The organism is Bradyrhizobium sp. USDA 4510 (assembly GCF_054059095.1).
Map to the genome: position 1 here is coordinate 7,019,551 of NZ_JBSSBT010000001.1, position 20,508 is coordinate 7,040,058.

Sequence of the window (20,508 nt, forward strand, 5' to 3'; positions counted from 1 at the left end):
GCAGCCATCCTTCAGTTCCGGATCGCTTCAAGCCGGCGGCAGGCCGAGTGACTGCGCGGCCTCCATCCAGACCGGCAATTCACGCTGATACAGCGCATTGCTGTCCTTGAAGCCGATCGCGGGCTCCAGCACGAAGGTCGCGAGCACCTCCTTCACCTTCGGATCGTTATTGGCGGCGACGCAAATCTCCGACAGCCGATCGACGATCGGCTGCGGCGTCGCCTTCGGCAGTGCCCAGCCCGAGAACCGCTCACGGTGAAGAACTTCGACGTCGCGCCCTGCTCGGGCAGCGTCCTGATCTCGGGGATCGCGTCGACCTTCTTCGAATGCACCCCAAAAACGACGCCGCGACCGCTTTGCAGGACGGTTTGCGCGGCGGTGTAGCTGCCCATCGCGACATCGAGCGTACCTTCCGCGAGCCCGGTCCACATCGGTGCTTCGCCGCGATAGTGGATCGGCTCGATGGTGAGGCCATACTGCTTGTTGAGCTCGTTGATCGTCATGTGCGGCGCGGAGCCCGCGCTATAGGTGCCGAAATTCACCTTGCCGCTGCTGCGCGCATAGGCGACGAATTCCGCCAGTGTCTTGACGCCCAATTTCGGGCTCGCGACCAGCAGCAGCCCGGCGCCCGGGATCACGCTGACCAGCGTCAGATCCTTGTCCATGTCGTAGCCGGGGTTCTTCATCATCGCGCGGTTCATCACGTAAGTGGTCGAGATCGAGCACAGGATGGTGTGACCGTCAGGCGCGGCGCGCGCCACCTCGGCGGCGCCGATCGAGCCCGAGGCGCCCGCCTTGTTCTCGATGACGACGGTTTGCCCGACTTGCCTTGCGATGAATTCGCCGAAGGCGCGTGCCAGGAGATCGGTCTGCCCGCCGGCGGGGTAGCTGCAGATCATGCGGATTTGCCGCGAGGGCCAGGCGGCTTGCGCCGAGGCGCCGCGCGGCAGGAAGGGCATCGCAGCGGCCGCGGTTCCGGCAGCGATGACGTGACGGCGGGTGAATTTCGCTGGCATGAAGTCCCTCCCCGATTTTTTGGTGAGGGTATCGCATCGGCCGATCGCAGCTACGGCACAGATTGGCGCAGCGGGCCGCAGGTCTGCGACCGTGCTCACCGCCGCAGCCGTTGATCCCGGATCGGCCGCGTCGACATCGCGGCGGCGTTCGCCAGCCGCTGACGGCCGACGAGACCGGCGGTCGCCAGCATGATGCCGCCGCCGAACCACCAGGTGCCGATCACGAACTCCCAGGCGCGCGGCGGAATCTCGTCGAACACGATGCCGTAGACCGACACCAGCGCAGCCAGCGCGGCAAGGAAGATGCCGCCCGCGCTCATCAGCTCGACGGCATCGATGCGACCCGTGCCGCGCATCACCGGCTTGGGAACATCGATGCCGAGATAGAAGCCGACTGCACCGATCACGATCGTCGTCGCGATGAAGCCGAGCGTGCCGAAGACAGCGACATGGCCCTTGGCGAGCTGGGCGGCGACGAAGGTGCCGGCCATGGCACCGGCCATCGCGAGGCCAGTTCGCTGCAGCACATGCGCGGCGCGGCTGACCATCATCAGTTCGCGCGCGATCACGGCCCTCTGCTTCGGTCTGGTCACGATCCTCATGTGCGGTGTTCCTTTGCCGGTGGTGCACTCCCTCTCCCCGTTCTTACGGGGTCGAGACAAGCGAAGCGTGCTCTTGGAGGGTTGGGGTGAGGGGCCGTCTCCGCATGGATGGTGATAGCAACGTTTGCGGAGGCTCCCCCTCACCCGGGGCGCATCTAACGATGCGCTCCGACCTCTCCCCGCGCGCGGGGCGAGGTAACCAGAGTTCGTAGCTCGGCTCGAAATGACATCGTCACGCCCTAGAACGGGTAGTAGCGGATCTGGGTCATGACGATGTGGTCGTCGGTCTTCGGCGCGCCGCCGACACCCTGGAAGGCGAAGCGCTGGGTGTAGGAATATTGCGCGCCGGCCTTGATGGTGCCGTAGGAGCCCTTGAAGATCGTGTCGTAGAAGCCCGCGGTGTACTGCCTCACCTCCGAAGTGTTGCCGTTGCAGGTCGCGGCCGGCGAGTTCTCGATGTTGCAGCCGAGGTTGTTGTAGAGCGGATTGCCGTAGCCGAACGGCACCGTGCCGACATTGGAGAAGGTCGCCTTGGTCTGTTCGAGCCCGGCATAGGCGTAGAGATCGAGCGACGGCGTCGTGTGCCAGACCGAGCCGACCAGGAAAGCCGTGATCGGCAGCGGCTGGATCGAGCCGTCCTGGCGCACGGTTGCATCCGGGAATGGCGTTGCGGTGAAGCGGCCCAGCGCACCGTAGGAGGCGGAGGCCTGCACCTCGAGCAGCTTCGGCACGATCTCGGCCGAGAGGTGGCCGCCGAAGCTGACCGTGTTGACGTCGTGATTGGCGAAGTTGAAGCGATCATAGAAGTCGCGGTAGAGCGCCCACGCCTCGACATGCAGCTTGTAGGGCCCGAGCCGCGGATCCCACGCGCCCTTCACGGTGAAATCCGGAACGTGGTTGAGGCTGACATTGTTCAGGCTGTTGAAGAAGCTGCCGCCCGGACCGGTGAGATTGACCAGCAGATTCGGATTGAGCACGCCCTGCGGGCCAACCGCCGGCGTGCCGACCAGCGGGTTGTTGCCGCCGAAAAAGGATGTCTGCGGATTCTCCGCCGAGACCGCGAGCTTGAACTCCGGCCCGATATCCTGCCAGACCCGGACGCCGGGTTGGCGCGCGCCGAGAAAGCCCGGCACCAGCTCGAAATCGATCACGCCCGGCGTATCGGCGCCTCGCGGATCGATGCCGGCCTTGCTCGGCGTGTTCAGCGACCATGATTGGCCGGCGAGGACATGCAGGCCGAGATCGCTGCGGTCGATCTCGATGCTGGCCTGCCGCAGCCGCGGATTGAACGAATTGGTCGCGACCGAATTGGCGGTCTGCGCCGCGCCCTCGAAATCGAGCTCGCCATAGCCGGCGACGTGGATGTTCTCCGTGGCGTTGGCTTCGGCGAGCACCGAGAAGCGGGTCTGGCGCGCGGTGAAGCGCGACTCGCCGGTGTTGTAGTTCTTGCTCTGCGGGAACGGGATGAAGTTGTAGACCGAGCCCGAATCGGAGGCGAGGTTGCGGCTGCGATAGATGCCGGTGAGATCGACCCAGCCGCCGAAGGTGAAGGTGACGCCCTTGTAGCAGAGCTTGCCCGATGCGCAGGGATCGAACGGCACCGGCGCCTTCGCCGTCATCTGCGCGTTCTGAATTGCGTTCTGTCTTGCGGCCAGCGCCTCCTCCTTGCGCGCCTGCGTCTCCATTTTCTGCTCGAGCTGCTTGAGCCGTGCCTTCAGCGCACGCAGCTCGGACGCATCGTCCTCCGCCAACGACGGACCTGCCGACAGCAGCATGCTGCCGAGCAGAATTCCCCCGAGAATTCGCATCGCTTCTCCTCCACACGAGGTTGCTTCCTCAGGCGAGAGAGCGGTACTCGGGGAGTGATATTCGCGCCGGGGCGCATTATTCCGGTCACGTTTTTCTCATCGCGGCGGCGGGAATAGATCGCGGTAATCGACGATAGCGCGCGAGGAGATAGTGAGCGGCCTTACCGGTAAGCTCTGTCATTGCGAGCGAAGCGAAGCAATCCATCGCGCGGCATATGCGGAGCCATGGATTGCTTCGTCGCTATCGCTCCTCGCAATGACGGATGTTTCCGCAGCGTCCATCCGCTCAGAACAGCGGCGGAATCTGCGCGACTTTCAGCGGCCCCAAGAACACCGCGCCGTCGGCGAAGCGCAGCGGGAAGCTGCGCGCCTTCTTGCCTTCGAGGGTAGCCTCGGTGCCGAGCGAATTGACGCCGGCGGAAATGCCGGCATTGGCGTTCTGCTTGATCACCTTGCCGAGGCCGGGGATGGCGCGATCCAGCGCGCCAAAGAGATTGCTGAGGTCCTGGCTCTTCACGCCGGGCGCGACGCGATCAAGCGTTGCCTGCGGCACGCCCTCCTCCAGCATCTTGTCGATGCCGAGCGCGGGGATGACGCGCTCGAGGCCGGCGACCGTCATCTGCAATTCGCCCTCGATGCGACCCTGCGCGTTGAGGCGCAGCGTGCCGGCCGCGACCGACAGCACATCGCCCTGCTCGATCCGCGACTGCTGGATCTCGACGCTGCCGCCGGCGGCCTGGATCTCGCGGAAGCGATCGGGCCAGGGTTTCGGCGAGAAATCCTTCAGGCCATTGAGCCGCGCATGGATGTCGGCGTTGAACGGCTGGGCGAGCAGCGGATGCACCTCCTGCAAGGTGCCGCCGGCAATCTGCAGCACGGCCTCGATCGCCGGACTGTCCGGCGCCGAGCCGTCGACCTGCCTGCCGTGCAGCTCGATGTGATTGACCCGCGCCAGCGGCGCCGGCGCCGCGCCGCCGGTGCGGTCGATGGCGAGATCGTCGAACACCAGCGAGGCGCGCTGCGGCGGCGCCGGCAGGCCGACCACGCTGCTGCGTGCCTTGCTCCAGCTCACCGACAGCGTCGGCTGCGCGCCGCGCTCGGCGATCGTGGCCGGGCCCTTGAATTCGGCGATCACGAGCTTGGGATCGTAGACCTGCGCCACGACCAGGATCTCGGCGAGCCGCGCCACGAACGCCATCTGCGGCGCGGCGGTCTGCGAGACCAGCATCACGCTCGGATCGGTGCAGCGGACCTCGAACCGGAACGGGTAGCCCGCCACCGAACGGTCGCCGCAATCATAGACCCGGCCGGCCTTCGCCTCCTGCGCGCGCCAGGCATCGGCCTGCACGCCGACCTGCGAGGCGGCGAAGAACCAGAAGCCGCTCCATGCGACCGCGGCGATCAGGACCGCGACGGGGACGGCATAAAGGCCGAAGCGCGAGCGGCGGCGGGGGGCGGAGGTCTGATCCGACATGCAGGTCCTTTGGCGGGCGAATTTGTCAAAATCTAAGCGGCCGCGGGCCTTGAACAAGCCCCGAGCAACCCTTGAGCGAGCCTTCAGCAAGCCTTGGAAACATCACGGAATCCGCTTCGCTTCGACGGCCCGTTCTGCTAGCCCATCAGCGCGATGTCAGCAAATCCTCCCCATTCCGAAACCGACGGCGACCTCTGGGTGTTCGGCTATGGCTCACTGATGTGGAAGCCGGGCTTCGAGTTCCTGGAACAGGTGCCGGCGCGGCTGATCGGCGAGCATCGCGCGCTCTGCGTCTATTCGTTCGACCACCGCGGCACGCCGGAGAAGCCGGGCCTGGTGCTCGGGCTCGACCGCGGCGGCGCCTGCCGCGGCATCGCATTCCGCGTCGCCGCCCGCCTGCGCCACGACACCATCGCCTATTTGCGCGGACGCGAGCAGACCACCAACGTCTATCGCGAGGTGATGCGCTCGGTGTGGCTGGAGAATGCGGCGCGCGAGCGCGTCAGCGCGCTGGCCTATGTGGTCGATCGCGGTCATGTGCAATATGCCGGGCGGCTGTCGCTCGCCGAGCAGCAGCGCCTGGTGCTGCAGGGCCATGGCCGCTCCGGCAACAACCGCGACTATGTGCTCTCGACAGTGGCCTCGATCGAGAAGCAGGGCTTTCGCGACACGCAGCTGCACCAGCTAGCGACGATGCTGCATGATGCCCACGCGGCGCGTCACCCGCTGCAGGATGCCCGGGATGCGTAAGGCTGCGTCGCGAGGCTCTACTTAGTTCGCTTGGCCAACCGTCGTTTAACGACCTCGCCGAGCGGACTATCCGGCGACTTGCGGAATGCCTTGAGCTTCTTCATTTGGCCTTTGCGCAGTGCTTGCGACTGCGCTTCGCCACCATCATCGATCAGCCTTTGTAAACGGGTTTTGCCAGATCCTCGTTTTTCGGCGTGCGCCGCGGTGCATCCGGCAAATCGCGGCGGCGGTATGGCGCCGCCCTGTGACATTTAGGCTTTTGCATCCCGGCGCGGACGGATAGAAGCTGATCCGCAAACAGCGCTCGCAAATTCGATGAACCTCTCCGCCCCCTTTGTCCGACGGCCGGTCGGCACCACGCTGCTGTCGCTTGGACTGGTGGTGGCGGGCATCATTGCGTTCTTCAAGCTGCCGGTGTCGCCGCTGCCCGACGTCGACATCCCGACCATCATGGTGCAGGCGACCCTGCCCGGCGCCAGCCCGGCCGACGTCGCCTCCACGGTGGCAAGCCCGCTCGAGCGCCACCTCGGCCAGATCGCCAGCGTCACCGAAATGACGTCGGTGTCCTCGCTCGGCTCTGCCCGCATCACGCTGCAGTTCGATATCGACCGCGACATCAACGGCGCTGCGCGCGACGTGCAGGCGGCGATCAACGCGGCGCGGGCGGACCTGCCGACCAACCTGCGCGCCAACCCGACCTACCGCAAGTTCAACCCGGCCTCGGCGCCGATCCTGATCTACACCTTGACCTCGGACACGCTGACGCCGGCCGAGCTCTATGACGCCGCCTCGACCGTGCTGGCGCAGAAGTTGTCGCAGGTCGAGGGCGTCGGCGAAGTCTCGGTCGGCGGCGGCTCGCTGCCGGCGGTGCGCGTCGAGCTGATCCCGCCGGCGCTGTACAAATACGGCATCGGGCTCGAGGACGTCCGCGCCGCGCTCTCGAGCGCCAATGCGCACAGCCCGAAGGGCGGCATCGACGTCGGCAACCAGCGCTACCAGATCTACGCCAACGACCAGGCCCGCAAGGCGGCCGACTACAGGCCGCTGGTCGTCGCCTACCGCAACGGCGCGGCGGTGCGCCTGACCGATGTCGGCGACGTGATCGATTCCGTCGAGAATGTGCGCACGCTCGGCCTTTCCAACGGCAAGCCGGCCGTCGTGATGATCGTGTACCGGCAGCCGGGCGCCAACATCATCAAGATGGTCGACACCGTGAAAGGGCTGATGCCGCAGCTGAAGGCCTCGGTCTCGCCTGCGGTTGACATCACCCTCGCGATGGACCGCTCGAAGACAATCCGGGCCTCGCTGCACGACGTCGAGATCACGCTGTTGATCGCGGTGGCGCTGGTGATCCTTGTGGTGTTCGCCTTCCTGCGCAATGCCCGGGCCACGCTGGTCCCGGTGGTGGCGGTCGGCGTGTCATTGATCGCGACGTTCGCCGTGATGTATCTACTCGGCTACACGCTCGACATCTTCTCGCTGATGGCGCTGACGGTGGCGACCGGCTTCGTGGTCGACGACGCCATCGTGGTGCTGGAGAACATCACCCGGCACATGGACGCCGGGCTGTCGCGGCTCGAGGCCACGCTGGTCGGCACCCGCGAGGTCGGCTTCACGGTGCTGTCGATGAGCGTGTCGCTGATCGCGGTGTTCGTGCCGATCCTGCTGATGGGCGGCCTGGTTGGCCGCCTGTTCCGCGAATTCGCCATGACCATCACGATCGCGATCGTGATCTCGCTGGTGGTCTCGCTGACCACGACGCCGATGATGTGCGCGGTACTGCTGCGCAAGGAGGAGGGCCGGCCGCACGGCCGGATCTACCGGATCAGCGAACGCATCTTCGAGCTGATGCTGAACGGCTACCGCGCGACGCTCGGCCTCGCGCTGCGCCATCCGCTCCTGGTGATGCTGATCCTCTGCTCGACGCTCTATTTGAACTTCCATCTCTACAAGGTGGTGCCCAAGGGCTTCGTGCCGCAGCAGGACACCGGATTGCTGGTCGGCTCGATCCAGGCCGACCAGAGCACCTCGTTCCAGCTGATGCAGCAGAAGCTGACCCAGTTCATCGACATCGTGAAGTCGGATCCGGCGGTCGACACCGCGGTCGGCTTCACCGGCGGCGGCGGCGTGGGTCCCGGCGGCACCAACACCGGCACCGTGTTCGCCTCGCTGAAGCCGATGGACGAGCGCCGGCTGCGCGCCGACAAGGTGATCGAGCGGCTGCGCGAGCCGTTGGCAAGCGTCGCGGGCGCCACGCTGTTCCTGCAATCGATCGGCGACCTCGGCGCCGGCGGACGCTCGGGCAATGCGGCGTATCAGTACACGCTGAAGGGCTCGACCTTCGAGGAGCTGAACGAGTGGACGCCGAAGCTCGTCGCGGCATTGCAGAAGGAGCCGACGCTCGCCGACGTCAACAGCGACCAGCAGAACAAGGCGCTGCAAGCCAATCTGATCATCGATCGCGACGCCGCCTCCCGGCTCGGGATCACCGTCAGCCAGCTCGACAACACGCTCTATGACGCGTTCGGGCAGCGCCAAGTCTCGACCATTTTCGTCGCGCGCAACCAGTATCATGTCATCATGGAGGTCGCGCCGCGTTTCTCGCAGGACCCGCAGACCCTCAAGGAGGTCTATATCTCGACCTCGGGCGGCTCGGCGAGCGGCACGCAGAGCACCAATGCCGTGGCCGGCACGGTGGCCTCGTCCTCGCAAAAAAGCTCGGTCAGCGCGGTCGCCGCCAATGTGGTGCGCAACCAGGCCACCAATTCGATCGGCGCCACCGGAAAGGGCGTCGCATCGACCGGTACCGCGGTCTCCACCAGCGCGGAGACCATGATCCCGCTGTCGAGCGTCGCAAGCTTCGAGCACGGCGAGACGCCGCTTTCCGTCAACCACCAGGATCTCCTGGTCTCGAGTACCATCTCGTTCAACCTGCCGCCGGGCGTCTCGCTGAGCACAGCGACCACCACGATCGAGAACGCGATGCACGCGCTCGGCATGCCCGCGGGCATTTCCGGCGGGTTTGCGGGCTCCGCGAAAATCTTCCAGCAGGCGCTGGCGAACGAGCTGTTCCTGATCCTCGCCGCGCTGGCGACGATCTACATCTCGCTCGGCATGCTCTACGAGAGCTACATCCACCCGCTGACCATCCTCTCCACTTTGCCCTCGGCAGGCGTCGGCGCGGTGGCGGCCTTGATGCTGTCGCACACCGATTTCGACATCATCGGCATGATCGGGGTGATCCTCTTGGTCGGCATCGTGAAGAAGAACGCCATCATGATGATCGACTTCGCTCTCGATGCCGAGCGCCAGCGCGGGCTGTCGTCGCGCGATGCGATCTACGAGGCCTGCCTGATGCGCTTCCGGCCGATCATGATGACGACGCTGGCTGCCTTGTTCGGCGCGGTGCCGCTGATGATCGGCCTCGGCGAAGGCAGCGAACTGCGTCAGCCGCTCGGCATCGCGATCTTCGGCGGCCTGATCCTGAGCCAGATCCTGACGCTCTACACGACGCCGGTGGTCTATCTCTATCTCGACCGTGCCAGGCTCTGGACCCAGCGCCGCCGCGCCGCGCGCCGCGCACGCCGGGCCGCGGCATCAAGCGCCGCCGGTCGTTGACAGACCGGTATCGATGTTGCCAACCTTGCGCCGTGAGCGGACGCAAGGAACCGATCTGTGACTCTCGCACCTGATATCGCCGCGTCGCGCTGGTTCAACACCAGCGAGCCGCTGACCCTGGCTGGGCTGCGCGGCCGGCCGGTGCTGCTGCACGCGTTCCAGATGCTGTGCCCCGGCTGCGTCGCGCACGGCACGCCGCAGACCCAGCGCGCGTTCGAGCTGTTCAAGCATTCGGACCTGCAGGTGATCGGGCTGCACACCGTATTCGAGCACCACGCGGCGATGACGGAGGTGTCGCTGGAAGCCTTCATCCACGAGTACCGGCTGACCTTCCCGATCGGCGTCGACGAGGCCGGCGAAGGCACGCCGATCCCGGTCACCATGCAGCGCTACGGCATGCAGGGAACGCCGACCAGCATCCTCATCGGCCGCGACGGCAACGTCGTGCATCATGGCTTCGGACAACAGAGCGACATGGCGCTCGGCGCGATCATCGCGGCCGAGCTTGCCGCGCCGCATGGCCGATAGCGGCCCGCCTCGGCTGCAACCCGGCTCACGCGACTGCGTTATGACGGCGTCGCGCAATGCGTGATAGCGTTCCGCCAACCAGAACCATCGCCTTGCGGGAGGATGTCATGAAAACCTATCAGCTCTACATCAACGGCCAGTATGTCGACCCCGCCAATGGCGAATGGTTCGACAGCATCGATCCCTATCGCGGCGAGGCCTGGGCGAAGATTCCGCGCGGCACGGCCGCCGACGCCGACAAGGCGGTGAAATCAGCCAATGAGGCGATGTGGCGCGGCCCCTGGGCGAAGATGACGGCCTCCGCACGCGGCAAGGTGATGCGCAAGCTCGGCGACCTCGTCGCGGCCAATGCCGAGCGCCTTGCCGAGATCGAGGTGCGCGACAACGGCAAGCTGATGGCCGAGATGCTCGGCCAGTTGCGCTACCATCCGGAGTGGTGGTGGTATTTCGGCGGGCTCGTCGACAAGCTCGAGGGCGGCCTGGTGCCGATCGACAAGGCGGAGACCTTTGCCTACACGACCCATGAGCCGGTCGGGGTGGTCGCGGCGCTGACCGCCTGGAATTCGCCGCTGCTGTTCGTCGCCTGGAAGTGCGCCGCCGCGCTCGCCGCTGGTTGCGCCGTGGTCGTCAAACCGTCGGAATTCACCTCGGCCAGCACGCTGGAATTCGCCGCGCTGACCAAGGAAGCCGGAATTCCCGACGGCATCTTCAACGTGGTGACCGGCTTCGGTCCCGAGGCGGGCTCCGCGCTGATCGCCCATCCCGGCGTCGCCAAGATCACCTTCACGGGATCCGATACGACCGGCGCAAAGGTCTACGAGACCGCAGCCAAGAGCCTGAAGCGCGTCTCGCTCGAGCTCGGCGGCAAGTCGCCCAACATCGTGTTCGAGGACGCCGACCTCACCGCCGCCGCGGCCGGCGCGATCTCCGGCATCTTCGCTGCCACGGGGCAGACCTGCATCGCGGGATCGCGCCTTCTGGTGCAGAGCTCGATCAAGGAAAAATTCGTCGCGCGGGTGCTGGAGCTGGCAAAGTCCGCCAAGATCGGCGATCCCATGCAGTCCGACACCAATGTCGGCCCGATCACGACGCCGGCGCAGTACAAGAAGGTGCTCGACTATATCGACATCGCCAAGGCCGAGGGCGCGCGCTGCCTGCTCGGCGGCAAGCCGGCCACCGGCGACGGCATCAAGGGCGGCCAGTTCGTCGAACCGACCATCTTCACCGACGTCGACAACACCATGCGGATCGCGCGCGAGGAGGTGTTCGGACCGGTGCTGTCGATCATCTCTTTCGACACCGAGGAGGACGCCATCCGGATCGCCAACGACACGATCTACGGCCTCGCCGCCGGCATCTGGACCAAGGATCTCGCGCGCGCCATCCGCGTGCCGAAGCAACTGCGCGCGGGCACCGTGTGGGTGAACACCTACCGGGCCATCAGCTACATGATGCCGTTCGGCGGCATGAAGCACTCCGGCGTCGGCCGCGAAAGCGGCATCGACGCGGTCCGCGAATATCAGGAGACCAAGAGCGTCTGGATCTCGACCGCGACGGACGTGCCGGCCAATCCGTTCGTGATGCGGTGAGTTTTCCGCACTGACATCGCTTGCTTCACCGCTCCCGGACGCACAGCGGTACGACGGCACCCGCGCGCCGAGCTGTCGCACTTGACGTGCAGGGTGGAGCAGCGATCATCAGCCCCACGGCACACGCCGAAGAGCGTGGCCGATACTTGGGGAGATTCGCCATGACGTTTCGTTACTCACGCGCAGTGTTCTGCGCGCTGATGCTCGCCACCGCCCAACCTGCCCTCGCCGACAAGAAATACGGCCCCGGTGTCACCGATACCGAGGTGAAGATCGGCCAGACCATGCCCTATAGCGGCCCGGCGTCCGCCTACGGCACCCAGGGGCGTCTCGAAGAGGCCTACTACGCGATGATCAACGCGAAGGGCGGCGTGAACGGCCGAAAGATCAAGCTGATTTCACTGGACGACGCCTATTCGCCGCCGAAGACCGTGGAGCAGACGCGACGCCTCGTCGAACAGGACGAGGTGCTGGCGATCATAGGCACCATCGGCACGCCGACCAATTCAGCGATCCAGAAGTATCTGAACCAGAAGAAGGTCCCGCAGATCTTCATTTCGACGGGCGCGGCAAAATGGGACGACCCGAAGAACTTCCCGTGGACCACCCAGCTTTATCCGCCCTACCAGATGGAGGGCATGATCTTCGCCAAATATCTGTTGAAGAACAAGCCCGACGCGAAGCTCGGCGTGTTCTCCCAGAACGATGATGCCGGAAAGGATTACGTCAAGGGGCTGAAGGATGGCCTCGGCGACAAGGCGAAGACGATGATCGTGAAGGAAGTGACCTACGAGGTTTCCGATCCGACGGTCGATTCGCAGATCGTCTCCCTGAAAGCCTCCGGCGCCGACACGCTGTTCACGATGGCGACGCCCAAGTTCGGCGCGCAGGCGATACGCAAGGTCTACGAGCTCGGATGGAAACCGCTGAACTACGTGGTCAGCGTCTCCTCATCGATCAAGGGCGTCATGGAGCCGGCCGGCATCGAAGCTTCGAAGGGATTATTGACCGCGCTGGCGTTCAAGACGCCGACCGATCCCACCTGGGAGAACGCCGCCGACGTGAAGGAGTTCAAGGAATTCCTGGCGAAGTGGTATCCGCAAGGCGACATCGCCGACGGCAGCAACGTCACCGGCTACATCTCGGCCTATATGACGGTGAAGGTCATCGAGATGTGCGGCGATGATCTGACGCGCGAGAATTTGCTGAAGCAGGCAACCAACCTCAACAAGGTGGTTGCGCCGTTGCTGCTGCCCGGCATCGCTATCTCGACGCGGCCGGACCGCTATGCGCCGTTCACGCAGATGCAGATCGCGACGTTCGACGGCAAGAGTTGGGTGCCGCAAGGCGAGACCTTCAACACCGACGCGGCGGCCGGTCAGTGATGGCGACGCCTTTCGCGATACGGTAACTCTCCGCATCGTCATGAGCCGGGCAGCCGCCCGAAGGACGGCATCGCTTCGGCTTGCCTGTGCCCGGCCATCCACCGTCTTGCTTCAGGCCGAACCAAAAACGTGGATGCCCGGGACAAGCCCGGGCATGACGATTTCTGAAGGGACCGACGAAACCGCGCGCACGAAATTCCCGGCAGCAACCGCACCAGGGCTTGTGCTGCGCCCTACCCTTTCGCCGCGTTCGGCACACCGCCGAACAATTTCGCCTGCTCGGCGCGGCCGGCCTCGACGATGCGGGTGGTGGCGGTTTCGATCTGGTCGCGCAAGCGAGCCATGAACTCATCGCGCGGCAATCCCGGCGGCAGCGGATCGAGGAATTCGACCACCAGCGTCCCCGGATAGCGCATGAAGGTGCGGCGCGGCCAGAACAGCCCGGAATTGAGCGCGATCGGCAGGCACGGCACGCCGCTCTCGGCATAGATCTGCGCGACGCCGGCCTTGTAGTTCGGCGGCGCCCCTGGTGCGGTACGGGTGCCCTCGGGAAAGATCACAAGCTGCCGGCCGAGCTTCACCTCGGCCGCCGCGCGCTTCAGCGTCTTGATCAGCGAGCGCGGGCCGCCGCCGCGCTCGACCGAGATCATGCCGACCTTCTTGAGGTACCAGCCGAACACCGGGATCATCATCAGCTCGCGCTTCAGGATGAACAGCGGATGCTCGAAGAAGCGCACCAGCGCGAACGTCTCCCAGAACGACTGGTGCTTCGAGGCGACGACCAGCGGCCCGCTCGGTATCTTCTCGATCCCGCGAAACTCGATCCTGATGTTGCAGATCACGCGCATCAGGAACAGGCTGGTGTTGGCCCACGCGACTTCGAGCGCCATCAACGCCCCCCGCGGCAACAGCAGCGCCGGCAGCGCGATGATGCAGAGCACCACCAGCACGAGATAGAACAGCACGTTGAAGATCAGCGAGCGCAGGAAGATTGAAGTCATTCTCTCAACACTATCCTTTACACCGTCATTCCGGGATGGTGCGTCAGCACCAGACCCGGAATCTCGAGATTCCACAATTCGCAATTACGAATTGGGGTTCGATGCCGCGCATCGCCCCGGAATGACGGTGCCTGATACATCAATTCGCCTGCGCCGTCGCCGGGCGGCGCGGCGCGGCAGCCGGCTCGGCGAGATCGGAGGTCAGGTCGAGGCCGAGACCGGCCAGCCGCACCCGCATCTCGGCGGCGACATATTTGGCGTATTCCGATAGCAAGAGACGGAACGTCGCGCCGCTCGTCCACCACGGCTCGTCGCGCCATTTGTCGCCGACCACCGCGAACGGGATCAGCGTGACGTCGGGCATCGCATGTGACAGTTCCACGATCGCCCGCGGCATGTGGTAGTTCGAGGTCACCACGATCAGCGACTTGAAGCCGCGCTCGCGCGCCCAGCGCCGCGTCTCCGCCGCGTTGCTGCGGGTGTTCAGCGCCGAGCGGTCGAGATCGACGCAGCAGCTCATCAGCCCCTTGCTGTCCGGCACCGAGCGAGAAATGTCGCTGGCGTCGTTGGTCGGATGTACGCCCGAGATCAGCAAACGCTTGCCGTAGCCGGCGGCCAACAGTTCCATGGCGTCGGACACCCGCGACGAGCCGCCGGTCAGCACCACGATGCCGTCGGCATTTTGCGGCGGGTCGGTCTCGACGCCGCGCAATTGCGAGAGGAAGCCGACAAAGCCGACCGCCGCGGCGACGAAGGCAAGCGCCAGCGGCGCGACGATAACGGCGCGCAGCCAGCCGCGCGGGCGCGCGGCAAAGCCATTCGGCGACGTATCGTCGGACTGCAAACTCATGTGATGCGGTTATCCTTCCCCCCGGGCGATTTTAAAGCATGATCCGGAAAAGTGGAAACCGGTTTTCCCCGGGACCAGTGCCGCGTGCACGCGCGCGAAATCACACCTGGGCGACGAAATGCGATCACGAGGCGGCGCCATGATTTCGAGTTTCGCAGCGCCGTCAGTCGATGTCGTCGAGCGTGGCAAACAGGGTGCGCCGCGATGCCCACGCGGTGATCGCCGCGATCAGCACCGCCTGCATCGCCAGCACCAGATAGCCCGACGGACGCAGCGAGAACGTGCCGAGCAGGGCCGCGAACTGGTCGCCGACCGGCGTGCCGGAGAACCAGTTGGCGATCGACTCGGAGAAGCCGAACGCCAGCATCGCCGCACCGCCACCGATCAGCCCGCCTTCGAGGCCGAGCCGAAGGAAATGCCGCAGGAAGCGGTTGGCGATGAAGCTGTCGCCGGCGCCGACAAAATGCAGCACCTCGACGATCGGGCGGTTGGCGGCCATCGCGCCGCGGGTCGCGAACGACACCGAGATGATGGTTGCGATGATCACGAGGATGAGGATGCCGACGCCGGCGAACGTCGTGGCGCCGGTCATCGAGCGCATGCGCTCGATCCAGGCGCGGTGATCGTCGACGCTTGCGGTCGGCGCCGCCTGCGTCACCCGCGCGCGTAAGCCGGCGAGATCGAGCGTGGTGCCGGGCTGCACCCGCGCCACGATGACGCGCGGCACCGGCAGTTCGTCGATCGAGAGCCCGCTGCCGAGCCACGGCTCCAGCAGCTTGGCGGATTCCTCCCTGCTGAACGGACGGACCTCGAGAATGCCGGGCTGCGCCCGCATAGCGTCCACCGCGGCCTGCGCGTCGCGATCGAGGTCACGGCCCGGCGAGGGGCGCACCTGGATGGTGATCTCGCTCGATACTTCCGACTGCCATTCGGCGGCTGACGCGCTGACCAGCAGCACGGTGCCTGTCGTCAGCGAGGCGAGGAAGGTCATGATCGCGACGACCGCGACCAGTGCACGGCCCGAAATCGACGCCCGCGGCACGATCGGCGACATGTTGCGCGCAGTGGCCGGGACCTGCGGGCGTTCGCGCCCGAGATCGACCAACGACACTTTCTCGTCGCCGCTCCTATTCATAGATGTGCAGCCGTCCCTGATGCAGCACCAGCCGCCTCGCTTCGTATTGATCCATCAGCGTGATGTCGTGGGTCGCGATGATGACCGCGGTGCCGGATTTGTTGAGCTCGATGAACAGCCGCAGCAGGCGGCGCCCGAGCGTCGGATCGACGCTGCCGGTCGGCTCGTCCGCCAACAGCAGTTGCGGCCGCGAGATCACCGCGCGCGCGATCGCGGCGCGCTGCTTCTCGCCGCCCGACAGGATCGGCGGCAGCGCGTCCATGCGCTCGCCGAGGCCAACCCATTTCAAGAGATCGATCACCTCGCGGCGATAGCTCGATTCCTCGCGGCCCATCACGCGGAACGGCAGCGCGACGTTCTCATAGGTGGTCATGTGATCGAGCAGGCGAAAATCCTGCAGCACGATGCCGATCCGCTTGCGCAGGTCGGCGACCTGATCCTTGCTCAGCAGCGAGACGTCCTTGCCGAACAGATTGACCAGCCCGCGGGTCGGCCGCAACGACAGGAACAACAGCCGCAGCAGCGAGGTCTTGCCCGCGCCCGACGGCCCGGTCAGGAACTGGAACGAGTGCGCCGGGATCATGAACGAGAGGTCGCGCAAAATCTCCGGGCCGAGCCCGTAGCGCAGACCGACATTTTCGAACCGAACCAATGCGCTAGCTCCGTTCGAGAGGGCCGATGGCCCAATACCCTACACCGACGGCGAAGACGGCCCGAACCCCGGCCGAGCGCCCGCGAACCGCACAGAAAGCTTGTGCTTCGGTTATGGTTTCCGATTCGTTAACGGTCGCTAAGTAGCATCCGGGCATCCACACGGTGGAGATTCGGCCTCCATGCATATTGTCTGCCCGCATTGTACAACATCCTACGCCATCAATCCGGCCACCCTTGGCGAGGCCGGACGTACCGTCCGTTGTTCCCGCTGCCGGGAGGTCTGGCTGGCCCGGCCGGAGGACGCCATCGGGGCGACCGCGCCCACTCTGGCCTATCAGTCCGCCGGATCCGACCTCGCCGCCGAATGGGAGGCCGTGGGCCGGGAGGAGGCTGACGCGACCCCGATGGTCGAGAGCCCCTCGATTTCGGCCGATTTGCCCACCGAGGGCAGCGACGCCGACACGGAATGGCCGGCGCTGGCCGAGGCGGATGCAGTGGCCCATGCCGGGGACGCGGGAACCAGGGGCCGCTTCCGCCTGCCCCGGCTTCCCCGCCTGTTCCGCCTGCCCGCCCTGCCCCGAATTCCGTTCATGCCGGTGATCGGCGCCCTGCCGACCACCTGCGGCGCCATGGCCGCGCTGATCATCGCGCTGTTCGTCTGGCGCAACGACGTGGTGCGGCTGCTGCCGCAGACCGCGCTGTTCTACAAGATGGCCGGGCTCGACGTGAATCTGCGCGGGCTCGCCTTCAAGGATCTCAAGATCACCAACGAGACCGTGGACGGCAAGCCGGTGCTGGTGATCGAGGGCATGATCGTCGGCCAGACCAGGAAGCCGGTCGAATTGCCGCGGCTGCGCTTCTCGGTCCGCGACGCCCAGGGCGCCGAAATCTATGCCTGGAACGCCGTGCTGGAGCAGCCGGTGCTCAATCCCGGCGAGCGGGCCTTCTTCAAGTCGCGCCTCGCCTCGCCGCCGCCCGAAGGCCGCAATATCGACGTACGCTTCTTCAACAAGCGTGATCTCACCGGCGGCCGCGCGTGAGCCGCCGGCCAACTCCATCGGGAACCGACCAATCACCATGACGCGTGTTCTGATCGCCGACGACGAAGACTCAATGCGCTCGCTGGTGGCGCGCGCCATCGCCATGGACGGCCACGAAACCGTGACCGCGCAGGACGGCGCCGAGGCGCTGGAGGTGCTGACGCGCGACGAAGGCGCGTTCGACCTTCTGCTCACCGACATCCAGATGCCCGTGATGGATGGCATCGCGCTGGCGCTGACCGCGGCGCGCGACTTCCCTGCGCTGAAGATCCTGCTGATGACCGGCTTCGCCCATCAGCGCGAACGCGCCTCCGGCCTCGAGGCGATCGTGCATGACGTGGTGACGAAACCGTTCTCGGTGGCCGATATCCGCACCGCAGTCGCGGACGCGCTGGCGGCGCGGAAGGCCGGCTAGTGTGCTGAATGCGAAGTTCGTGCGATTTCGCGGCAGCCACTTTCACGAACTTCGCATTCATAAAGCACACTAGAATCATAAATTTGCTAGTGTCTTTATCGAATCCGAAGTTCGCTCCGAAGGTGCGGCAAATGATGCGAACTTCGGATTCGGGACACTAGGGTTACGAGCTCAACTCGGAAAGCATGCCCGGGCGGTCAGCGTCACCGGGGACAGATTGAGAAATTGCGCAAATTGAAATGCATAACTCGCGCTGACCACGTTGCCGCAGGCTGACGTGGAATAGGTGAATGTCTGCGCCGGGAGCGTGAGGCCGAACGCCTGCTGCGCGGCGTAATTCGTGATGGCGCTGCCGCTTGGACAGAGCGTGCTGTTGACGGTCGCGCAACGCGCCGCCATTTCGGAGCCGTGCTGCAGCCCGAGCTGAGTCCAGAACAGCAGTCCGAATTCGATGATGCCAAATATGAACAGGAAGAACACGGGAGCGGTCAGGGCGAATTCCAGCGCGGAGGCCCCTCGATTGTCCCGCCATAGCGGTGTGAGTTTCACTGCAGCCTCGCAGTGGACTGGGCGCTATAGGTGTAGGTGGCCGCCACAATCTGATAATTGATCAGCGTGTAGTAGGTCCCTTGCGCCGAAACCATGGCATATGTTCCGGCCTGCGCGCCGCTGGGGCAGACCGCACCGCAACTGACGGTGCTGACCCCCGAACTGGTCGGGCACCCGCAAAACTGGTACGGCTTGGGCGAAGCATTGATGGCTGTGGAATTCGTGGCGGCTGTTACGGCGCTGGTGACGCCAGTCTCGTCAAAGCCGCGCACGATGGCGTATTGCGCTCCCGCCTGCGCGGCATTCTCGACCTGCATCTTGCGATAGAGCGCGAGTCCGATGTCGGTTACCGAGACGACCATCAGGGACAGCAACGGGATCATGATCCCGAATTCGATGGCCGCGACGCCGCCCCTGTCGTGAACGGCGGTGCGCACAAGCCGCGTCAGAGAGAAAACCAATCGACCACGGCTGTTGGATGAGGATCTCTGGATTTGCATCGGGGCCAACCTCACTCGATGAGTTGCGCGGTTTGCGTGCCTATCGTCGCGGTGCCGAGCGCCGAACAATTGACCTGAAGGTTCGACGTGCCGCTGAACGTCAGCGTGTCCGCGATGATCTTGGTGCATGATGTGCTTGTGCCGTTGCCACCGCCGAAGCTGAGGTCGGCCTTCGGCAGGTAGATGGCGCCGCCGAAGTTCTGGGTGGCACCACCCGTGAGATTAAAGGTAGTCCCGGCCGGCATGTTGCGGTCGCCATACATGACGATGCCCTTCGTGGAGCCGGAGGTCGGCGCCGTCAGATCGACGATCGCGTTGCTGCCGATCGAAGCCGTGCCCCACTTGCTTCCCGAGCCCGTAAAGACCAGGGTCACGCCGCTGCCCGTGATGGTGGCGTTGCCCGCGACGCTCAAGTTCGAGCCGTCCAGGTAATAGATGCCTGGATCGAGGTTCAGCGTTGCGCCGGCGTTCACCGTAATACTGCCCGAGTAGCAGCCGGGGCTGAGGGAGTTCGTCTTTCCGTTGGAATTGACCGTAATCTTGGCGTTCGTGCAGCTCGGCTTCGACGGCGGAGAGACGTTCGCATACGGGTCAGCCATTGGCTTCACATGCGTCTTGACGCCGTTGGTGGCCGTGATGTTGCTGGTGCCGGAGACGTCGCCGACGACGCCGACCTGATTGGCGGCGACCGTCGCGCTGCCGGCCACGTTGAGCGATGGGCTTGCACCCGAGTTGCTGTAAAGGTTGCACTTGATCAGGTTGAGCTGGTTGCCGCCGCTCACGTTGACCGCGGGACTGGCGCTGGCGTTGAGCGCAAGCACGCAGCCCGTCCCGGAATTCGGCAGCGCGACCGCGCGCGCGGTGACCGGCACAGGGGCCGAGCCGAACAAGGCTGACAGCAACCGCTGTTGCGGTTGGCTCACGATGACTTCGACCGCCTGCAGGTTCGACGTCTGACTGCCGGTCTTCGGCGGTTGATTCACCCTGACCGTGACGTTGTTCGCCCCGTTCGCGTAACCGTAGTTTGCCGTGACCGCATTGGCTTCGGACAAAAGGTCGGCGCCTGCACTTGCCGCCGTTGCGGCGCTCACCGCGCCGGAGTCGGCGGCACTCTGCATGTTCTTATGTTTGTAGTACCACCATCCCACTTCGGTACCCAGCCCTGCCGTGCCGACCAGGACCGGCATGAGCAGCGCTGAAATGATCACATAGCTGCCCGACTGGTCTCGAACGAATTGTCGAACCAAGCTGGTCTGATGTTGGTGCCGGCGAGTAATACCCAATGGCCGGTATGACGATGCAATGAATAAACGGCTGTGCCTCATGTGCTCTCCTGAGACGCTTGCCAATTTTCCGAAGTAAGGTGACGCAAGCGACTTAAATGCGCACCAACGGGAACCCGACAATTTTAGGAAAATTGTGCGCAACGGGCGGACGACACCCGGTCCCGATCGCACCGATTGGAATACGGGGCGCGTAGCCCGCAGAAGCTGACGTCCGCAGGCTTACGACCGTCGTGCAGATTCCGCGTCATTCCAGTGGAAGCGCGGCATACAGGTGGCCGTGGCCGTTCGATTCAAAGCGCCGATGTCTC

Annotated in this window: 18 protein-coding genes and 1 pseudogene; 7 read left to right on the top strand and 12 right to left on the bottom strand. The window is 65.1% G+C overall.

Annotation, left to right across the window (positions count from 1 at the left end):
- Positions 1 to 27: 27 nt before the first annotated feature.
- The 4 genes and pseudogenes from ACVMDN_RS32795 to ACVMDN_RS32810 all read right to left on the bottom strand — a co-directional run bounded on the left by ACVMDN_RS32795 (position 28) and on the right by ACVMDN_RS32810 (position 4,900).
- Positions 28 to 1,016 (bottom strand): annotated as a pseudogene (locus tag ACVMDN_RS32795) (Bug family tripartite tricarboxylate transporter substrate binding protein).
- A 95-nt stretch (positions 1,017 to 1,111) separates the two neighbouring features.
- A complete protein-coding gene (locus tag ACVMDN_RS32800; RefSeq protein WP_076827451.1) occupies positions 1,112 to 1,618 on the bottom strand; it encodes a hypothetical protein in 507 nt (168 codons plus the stop codon).
- A 239-nt stretch (positions 1,619 to 1,857) separates the two neighbouring features.
- Positions 1,858 to 3,426, bottom strand: coding sequence for a hypothetical protein (locus ACVMDN_RS32805; RefSeq protein ID WP_244558796.1), 1,569 nt, complete (start codon positions 3,424 to 3,426; stop codon positions 1,858 to 1,860).
- Between the two features lie 286 nt (positions 3,427 to 3,712).
- Entirely contained in the window at positions 3,713 to 4,900 is a 1,188-nt protein-coding gene (locus tag ACVMDN_RS32810) for a DUF2125 domain-containing protein (RefSeq protein WP_076827446.1), read from the bottom strand.
- Positions 4,901 to 5,053: 153 nt separating this feature from the next.
- Between ACVMDN_RS32810 and ACVMDN_RS32815 the strand changes: the two genes are divergently transcribed.
- Complete coding sequence (locus ACVMDN_RS32815) at positions 5,054 to 5,650, top strand: gamma-glutamylcyclotransferase (RefSeq protein WP_057017872.1); 597 nt, start codon at positions 5,054 to 5,056, stop codon at positions 5,648 to 5,650.
- A 17-nt stretch (positions 5,651 to 5,667) separates the two neighbouring features.
- Here the strand turns inward: ACVMDN_RS32815 and ACVMDN_RS32820 are convergent, their stop codons facing one another.
- Positions 5,668 to 5,901: a hypothetical protein gene (locus ACVMDN_RS32820; RefSeq protein ID WP_141340958.1), complete on the bottom strand. Its 234-nt coding sequence runs from the start codon at positions 5,899 to 5,901 to the stop codon at positions 5,668 to 5,670.
- Positions 5,902 to 5,965: 64 nt separating this feature from the next.
- Here ACVMDN_RS32820 and ACVMDN_RS32825 point away from each other — a divergent pair, with 64 nt between their 5' ends.
- The 4 genes from ACVMDN_RS32825 to ACVMDN_RS32840 all read left to right on the top strand — a co-directional run bounded on the left by ACVMDN_RS32825 (position 5,966) and on the right by ACVMDN_RS32840 (position 12,770).
- Complete coding sequence (locus ACVMDN_RS32825; protein ID WP_076827444.1) at positions 5,966 to 9,268, top strand: efflux RND transporter permease subunit; 3,303 nt, start codon at positions 5,966 to 5,968, stop codon at positions 9,266 to 9,268.
- Between the two features lie 57 nt (positions 9,269 to 9,325).
- The gene (locus ACVMDN_RS32830; protein ID WP_076827442.1) at positions 9,326 to 9,796 is read left to right on the top strand and encodes a peroxiredoxin family protein; all 471 of its coding nucleotides are present in this window, start codon (positions 9,326 to 9,328) and stop codon (positions 9,794 to 9,796) included.
- Between the two features lie 107 nt (positions 9,797 to 9,903).
- Positions 9,904 to 11,385: an aldehyde dehydrogenase gene (locus ACVMDN_RS32835; protein ID WP_057017874.1), complete on the top strand. Its 1,482-nt coding sequence runs from the start codon at positions 9,904 to 9,906 to the stop codon at positions 11,383 to 11,385.
- Between the two features lie 161 nt (positions 11,386 to 11,546).
- Positions 11,547 to 12,770: an ABC transporter substrate-binding protein gene (locus tag ACVMDN_RS32840; protein ID WP_057017875.1), complete on the top strand. Its 1,224-nt coding sequence runs from the start codon at positions 11,547 to 11,549 to the stop codon at positions 12,768 to 12,770.
- Positions 12,771 to 13,003: 233 nt separating this feature from the next.
- Here ACVMDN_RS32840 and ACVMDN_RS32845 read toward each other — a convergent pair whose 3' ends face one another.
- The 4 genes from ACVMDN_RS32845 to ftsE form a co-directional block, all read right to left on the bottom strand.
- Positions 13,004 to 13,771, bottom strand: coding sequence for a lysophospholipid acyltransferase family protein (locus ACVMDN_RS32845; protein WP_057017876.1), 768 nt, complete (start codon positions 13,769 to 13,771; stop codon positions 13,004 to 13,006).
- 139 nt (positions 13,772 to 13,910) lie between these two features.
- Positions 13,911 to 14,621 (bottom strand): YdcF family protein, encoded by a 711-nt coding sequence (locus ACVMDN_RS32850; protein ID WP_076827440.1) that lies wholly within the window; start codon positions 14,619 to 14,621, stop codon positions 13,911 to 13,913.
- 163 nt (positions 14,622 to 14,784) lie between these two features.
- The gene (locus ACVMDN_RS32855) at positions 14,785 to 15,756 is read right to left on the bottom strand and encodes a cell division protein FtsX (protein WP_057017877.1); all 972 of its coding nucleotides are present in this window, start codon (positions 15,754 to 15,756) and stop codon (positions 14,785 to 14,787) included.
- Complete coding sequence (gene ftsE, locus ACVMDN_RS32860; protein ID WP_016845305.1) at positions 15,749 to 16,408, bottom strand: cell division ATP-binding protein FtsE; 660 nt, start codon at positions 16,406 to 16,408, stop codon at positions 15,749 to 15,751. The genes ACVMDN_RS32855 and ftsE overlap by 8 nt, the downstream gene beginning before the upstream one ends.
- A gap of 181 nt (positions 16,409 to 16,589) precedes the next feature.
- On the opposite strand from ftsE, the gene ACVMDN_RS32865 reads away from it, so the two are divergent.
- The gene (locus tag ACVMDN_RS32865) at positions 16,590 to 17,450 is read left to right on the top strand and encodes an MJ0042-type zinc finger domain-containing protein (RefSeq protein WP_076827438.1); all 861 of its coding nucleotides are present in this window, start codon (positions 16,590 to 16,592) and stop codon (positions 17,448 to 17,450) included.
- A gap of 37 nt (positions 17,451 to 17,487) precedes the next feature.
- A complete protein-coding gene (locus tag ACVMDN_RS32870; RefSeq protein WP_016845302.1) occupies positions 17,488 to 17,865 on the top strand; it encodes a response regulator in 378 nt (125 codons plus the stop codon).
- 171 nt (positions 17,866 to 18,036) lie between these two features.
- On the opposite strand, the gene ACVMDN_RS32875 is transcribed toward ACVMDN_RS32870, so the two are convergent.
- From ACVMDN_RS32875 to ACVMDN_RS32885, 3 genes are all read right to left on the bottom strand, one after another.
- A complete protein-coding gene (locus tag ACVMDN_RS32875) occupies positions 18,037 to 18,414 on the bottom strand; it encodes a TadE/TadG family type IV pilus assembly protein (protein ID WP_244558795.1) in 378 nt (125 codons plus the stop codon).
- The gene (locus ACVMDN_RS32880) at positions 18,411 to 18,851 is read right to left on the bottom strand and encodes a TadE/TadG family type IV pilus assembly protein (protein ID WP_141340959.1); all 441 of its coding nucleotides are present in this window, start codon (positions 18,849 to 18,851) and stop codon (positions 18,411 to 18,413) included. The genes ACVMDN_RS32875 and ACVMDN_RS32880 overlap by 4 nt, the downstream gene beginning before the upstream one ends.
- Before the next feature lie 74 nt (positions 18,852 to 18,925).
- Positions 18,926 to 20,161: a pilus assembly protein TadG-related protein gene (locus ACVMDN_RS32885; RefSeq protein ID WP_229191842.1), complete on the bottom strand. Its 1,236-nt coding sequence runs from the start codon at positions 20,159 to 20,161 to the stop codon at positions 18,926 to 18,928.
- Between the last annotated feature and the right edge of the window lie 347 nt (positions 20,162 to 20,508).

Excerpts from the sequence above, each read along its gene's own strand:
- ACVMDN_RS32800 (WP_076827451.1), bottom strand. The coding sequence starts at position 1,618 with ATGAGGATCGTGACCAGACCGAAGCAGAGGGCCGTGATCGCGCGCGAA.
- ACVMDN_RS32805 (WP_244558796.1), bottom strand. The coding sequence starts at position 3,426 with ATGCGAATTCTCGGGGGAATTCTGCTCGGCAGCATGCTGCTGTCGGCA.
- ACVMDN_RS32810 (WP_076827446.1), bottom strand. The coding sequence starts at position 4,900 with ATGTCGGATCAGACCTCCGCCCCCCGCCGCCGCTCGCGCTTCGGCCTT.
- ACVMDN_RS32815 (WP_057017872.1), top strand. The coding sequence starts at position 5,054 with ATGTCAGCAAATCCTCCCCATTCCGAAACCGACGGCGACCTCTGGGTG.
- ACVMDN_RS32820 (WP_141340958.1), bottom strand. The coding sequence starts at position 5,901 with ATGTCACAGGGCGGCGCCATACCGCCGCCGCGATTTGCCGGATGCACC.
- ACVMDN_RS32825 (WP_076827444.1), top strand. The coding sequence starts at position 5,966 with ATGAACCTCTCCGCCCCCTTTGTCCGACGGCCGGTCGGCACCACGCTG.
- ACVMDN_RS32835 (WP_057017874.1), top strand. The coding sequence starts at position 9,904 with ATGAAAACCTATCAGCTCTACATCAACGGCCAGTATGTCGACCCCGCC.
- ACVMDN_RS32840 (WP_057017875.1), top strand. The coding sequence starts at position 11,547 with ATGACGTTTCGTTACTCACGCGCAGTGTTCTGCGCGCTGATGCTCGCC.
- ACVMDN_RS32845 (WP_057017876.1), bottom strand. The coding sequence starts at position 13,771 with ATGACTTCAATCTTCCTGCGCTCGCTGATCTTCAACGTGCTGTTCTAT.
- ACVMDN_RS32850 (WP_076827440.1), bottom strand. The coding sequence starts at position 14,621 with ATGAGTTTGCAGTCCGACGATACGTCGCCGAATGGCTTTGCCGCGCGC.
- ACVMDN_RS32855 (WP_057017877.1), bottom strand. The coding sequence starts at position 15,756 with ATGAATAGGAGCGGCGACGAGAAAGTGTCGTTGGTCGATCTCGGGCGC.
- ACVMDN_RS32865 (WP_076827438.1), top strand. The coding sequence starts at position 16,590 with ATGCATATTGTCTGCCCGCATTGTACAACATCCTACGCCATCAATCCG.
- ACVMDN_RS32870 (WP_016845302.1), top strand. The coding sequence starts at position 17,488 with ATGACGCGTGTTCTGATCGCCGACGACGAAGACTCAATGCGCTCGCTG.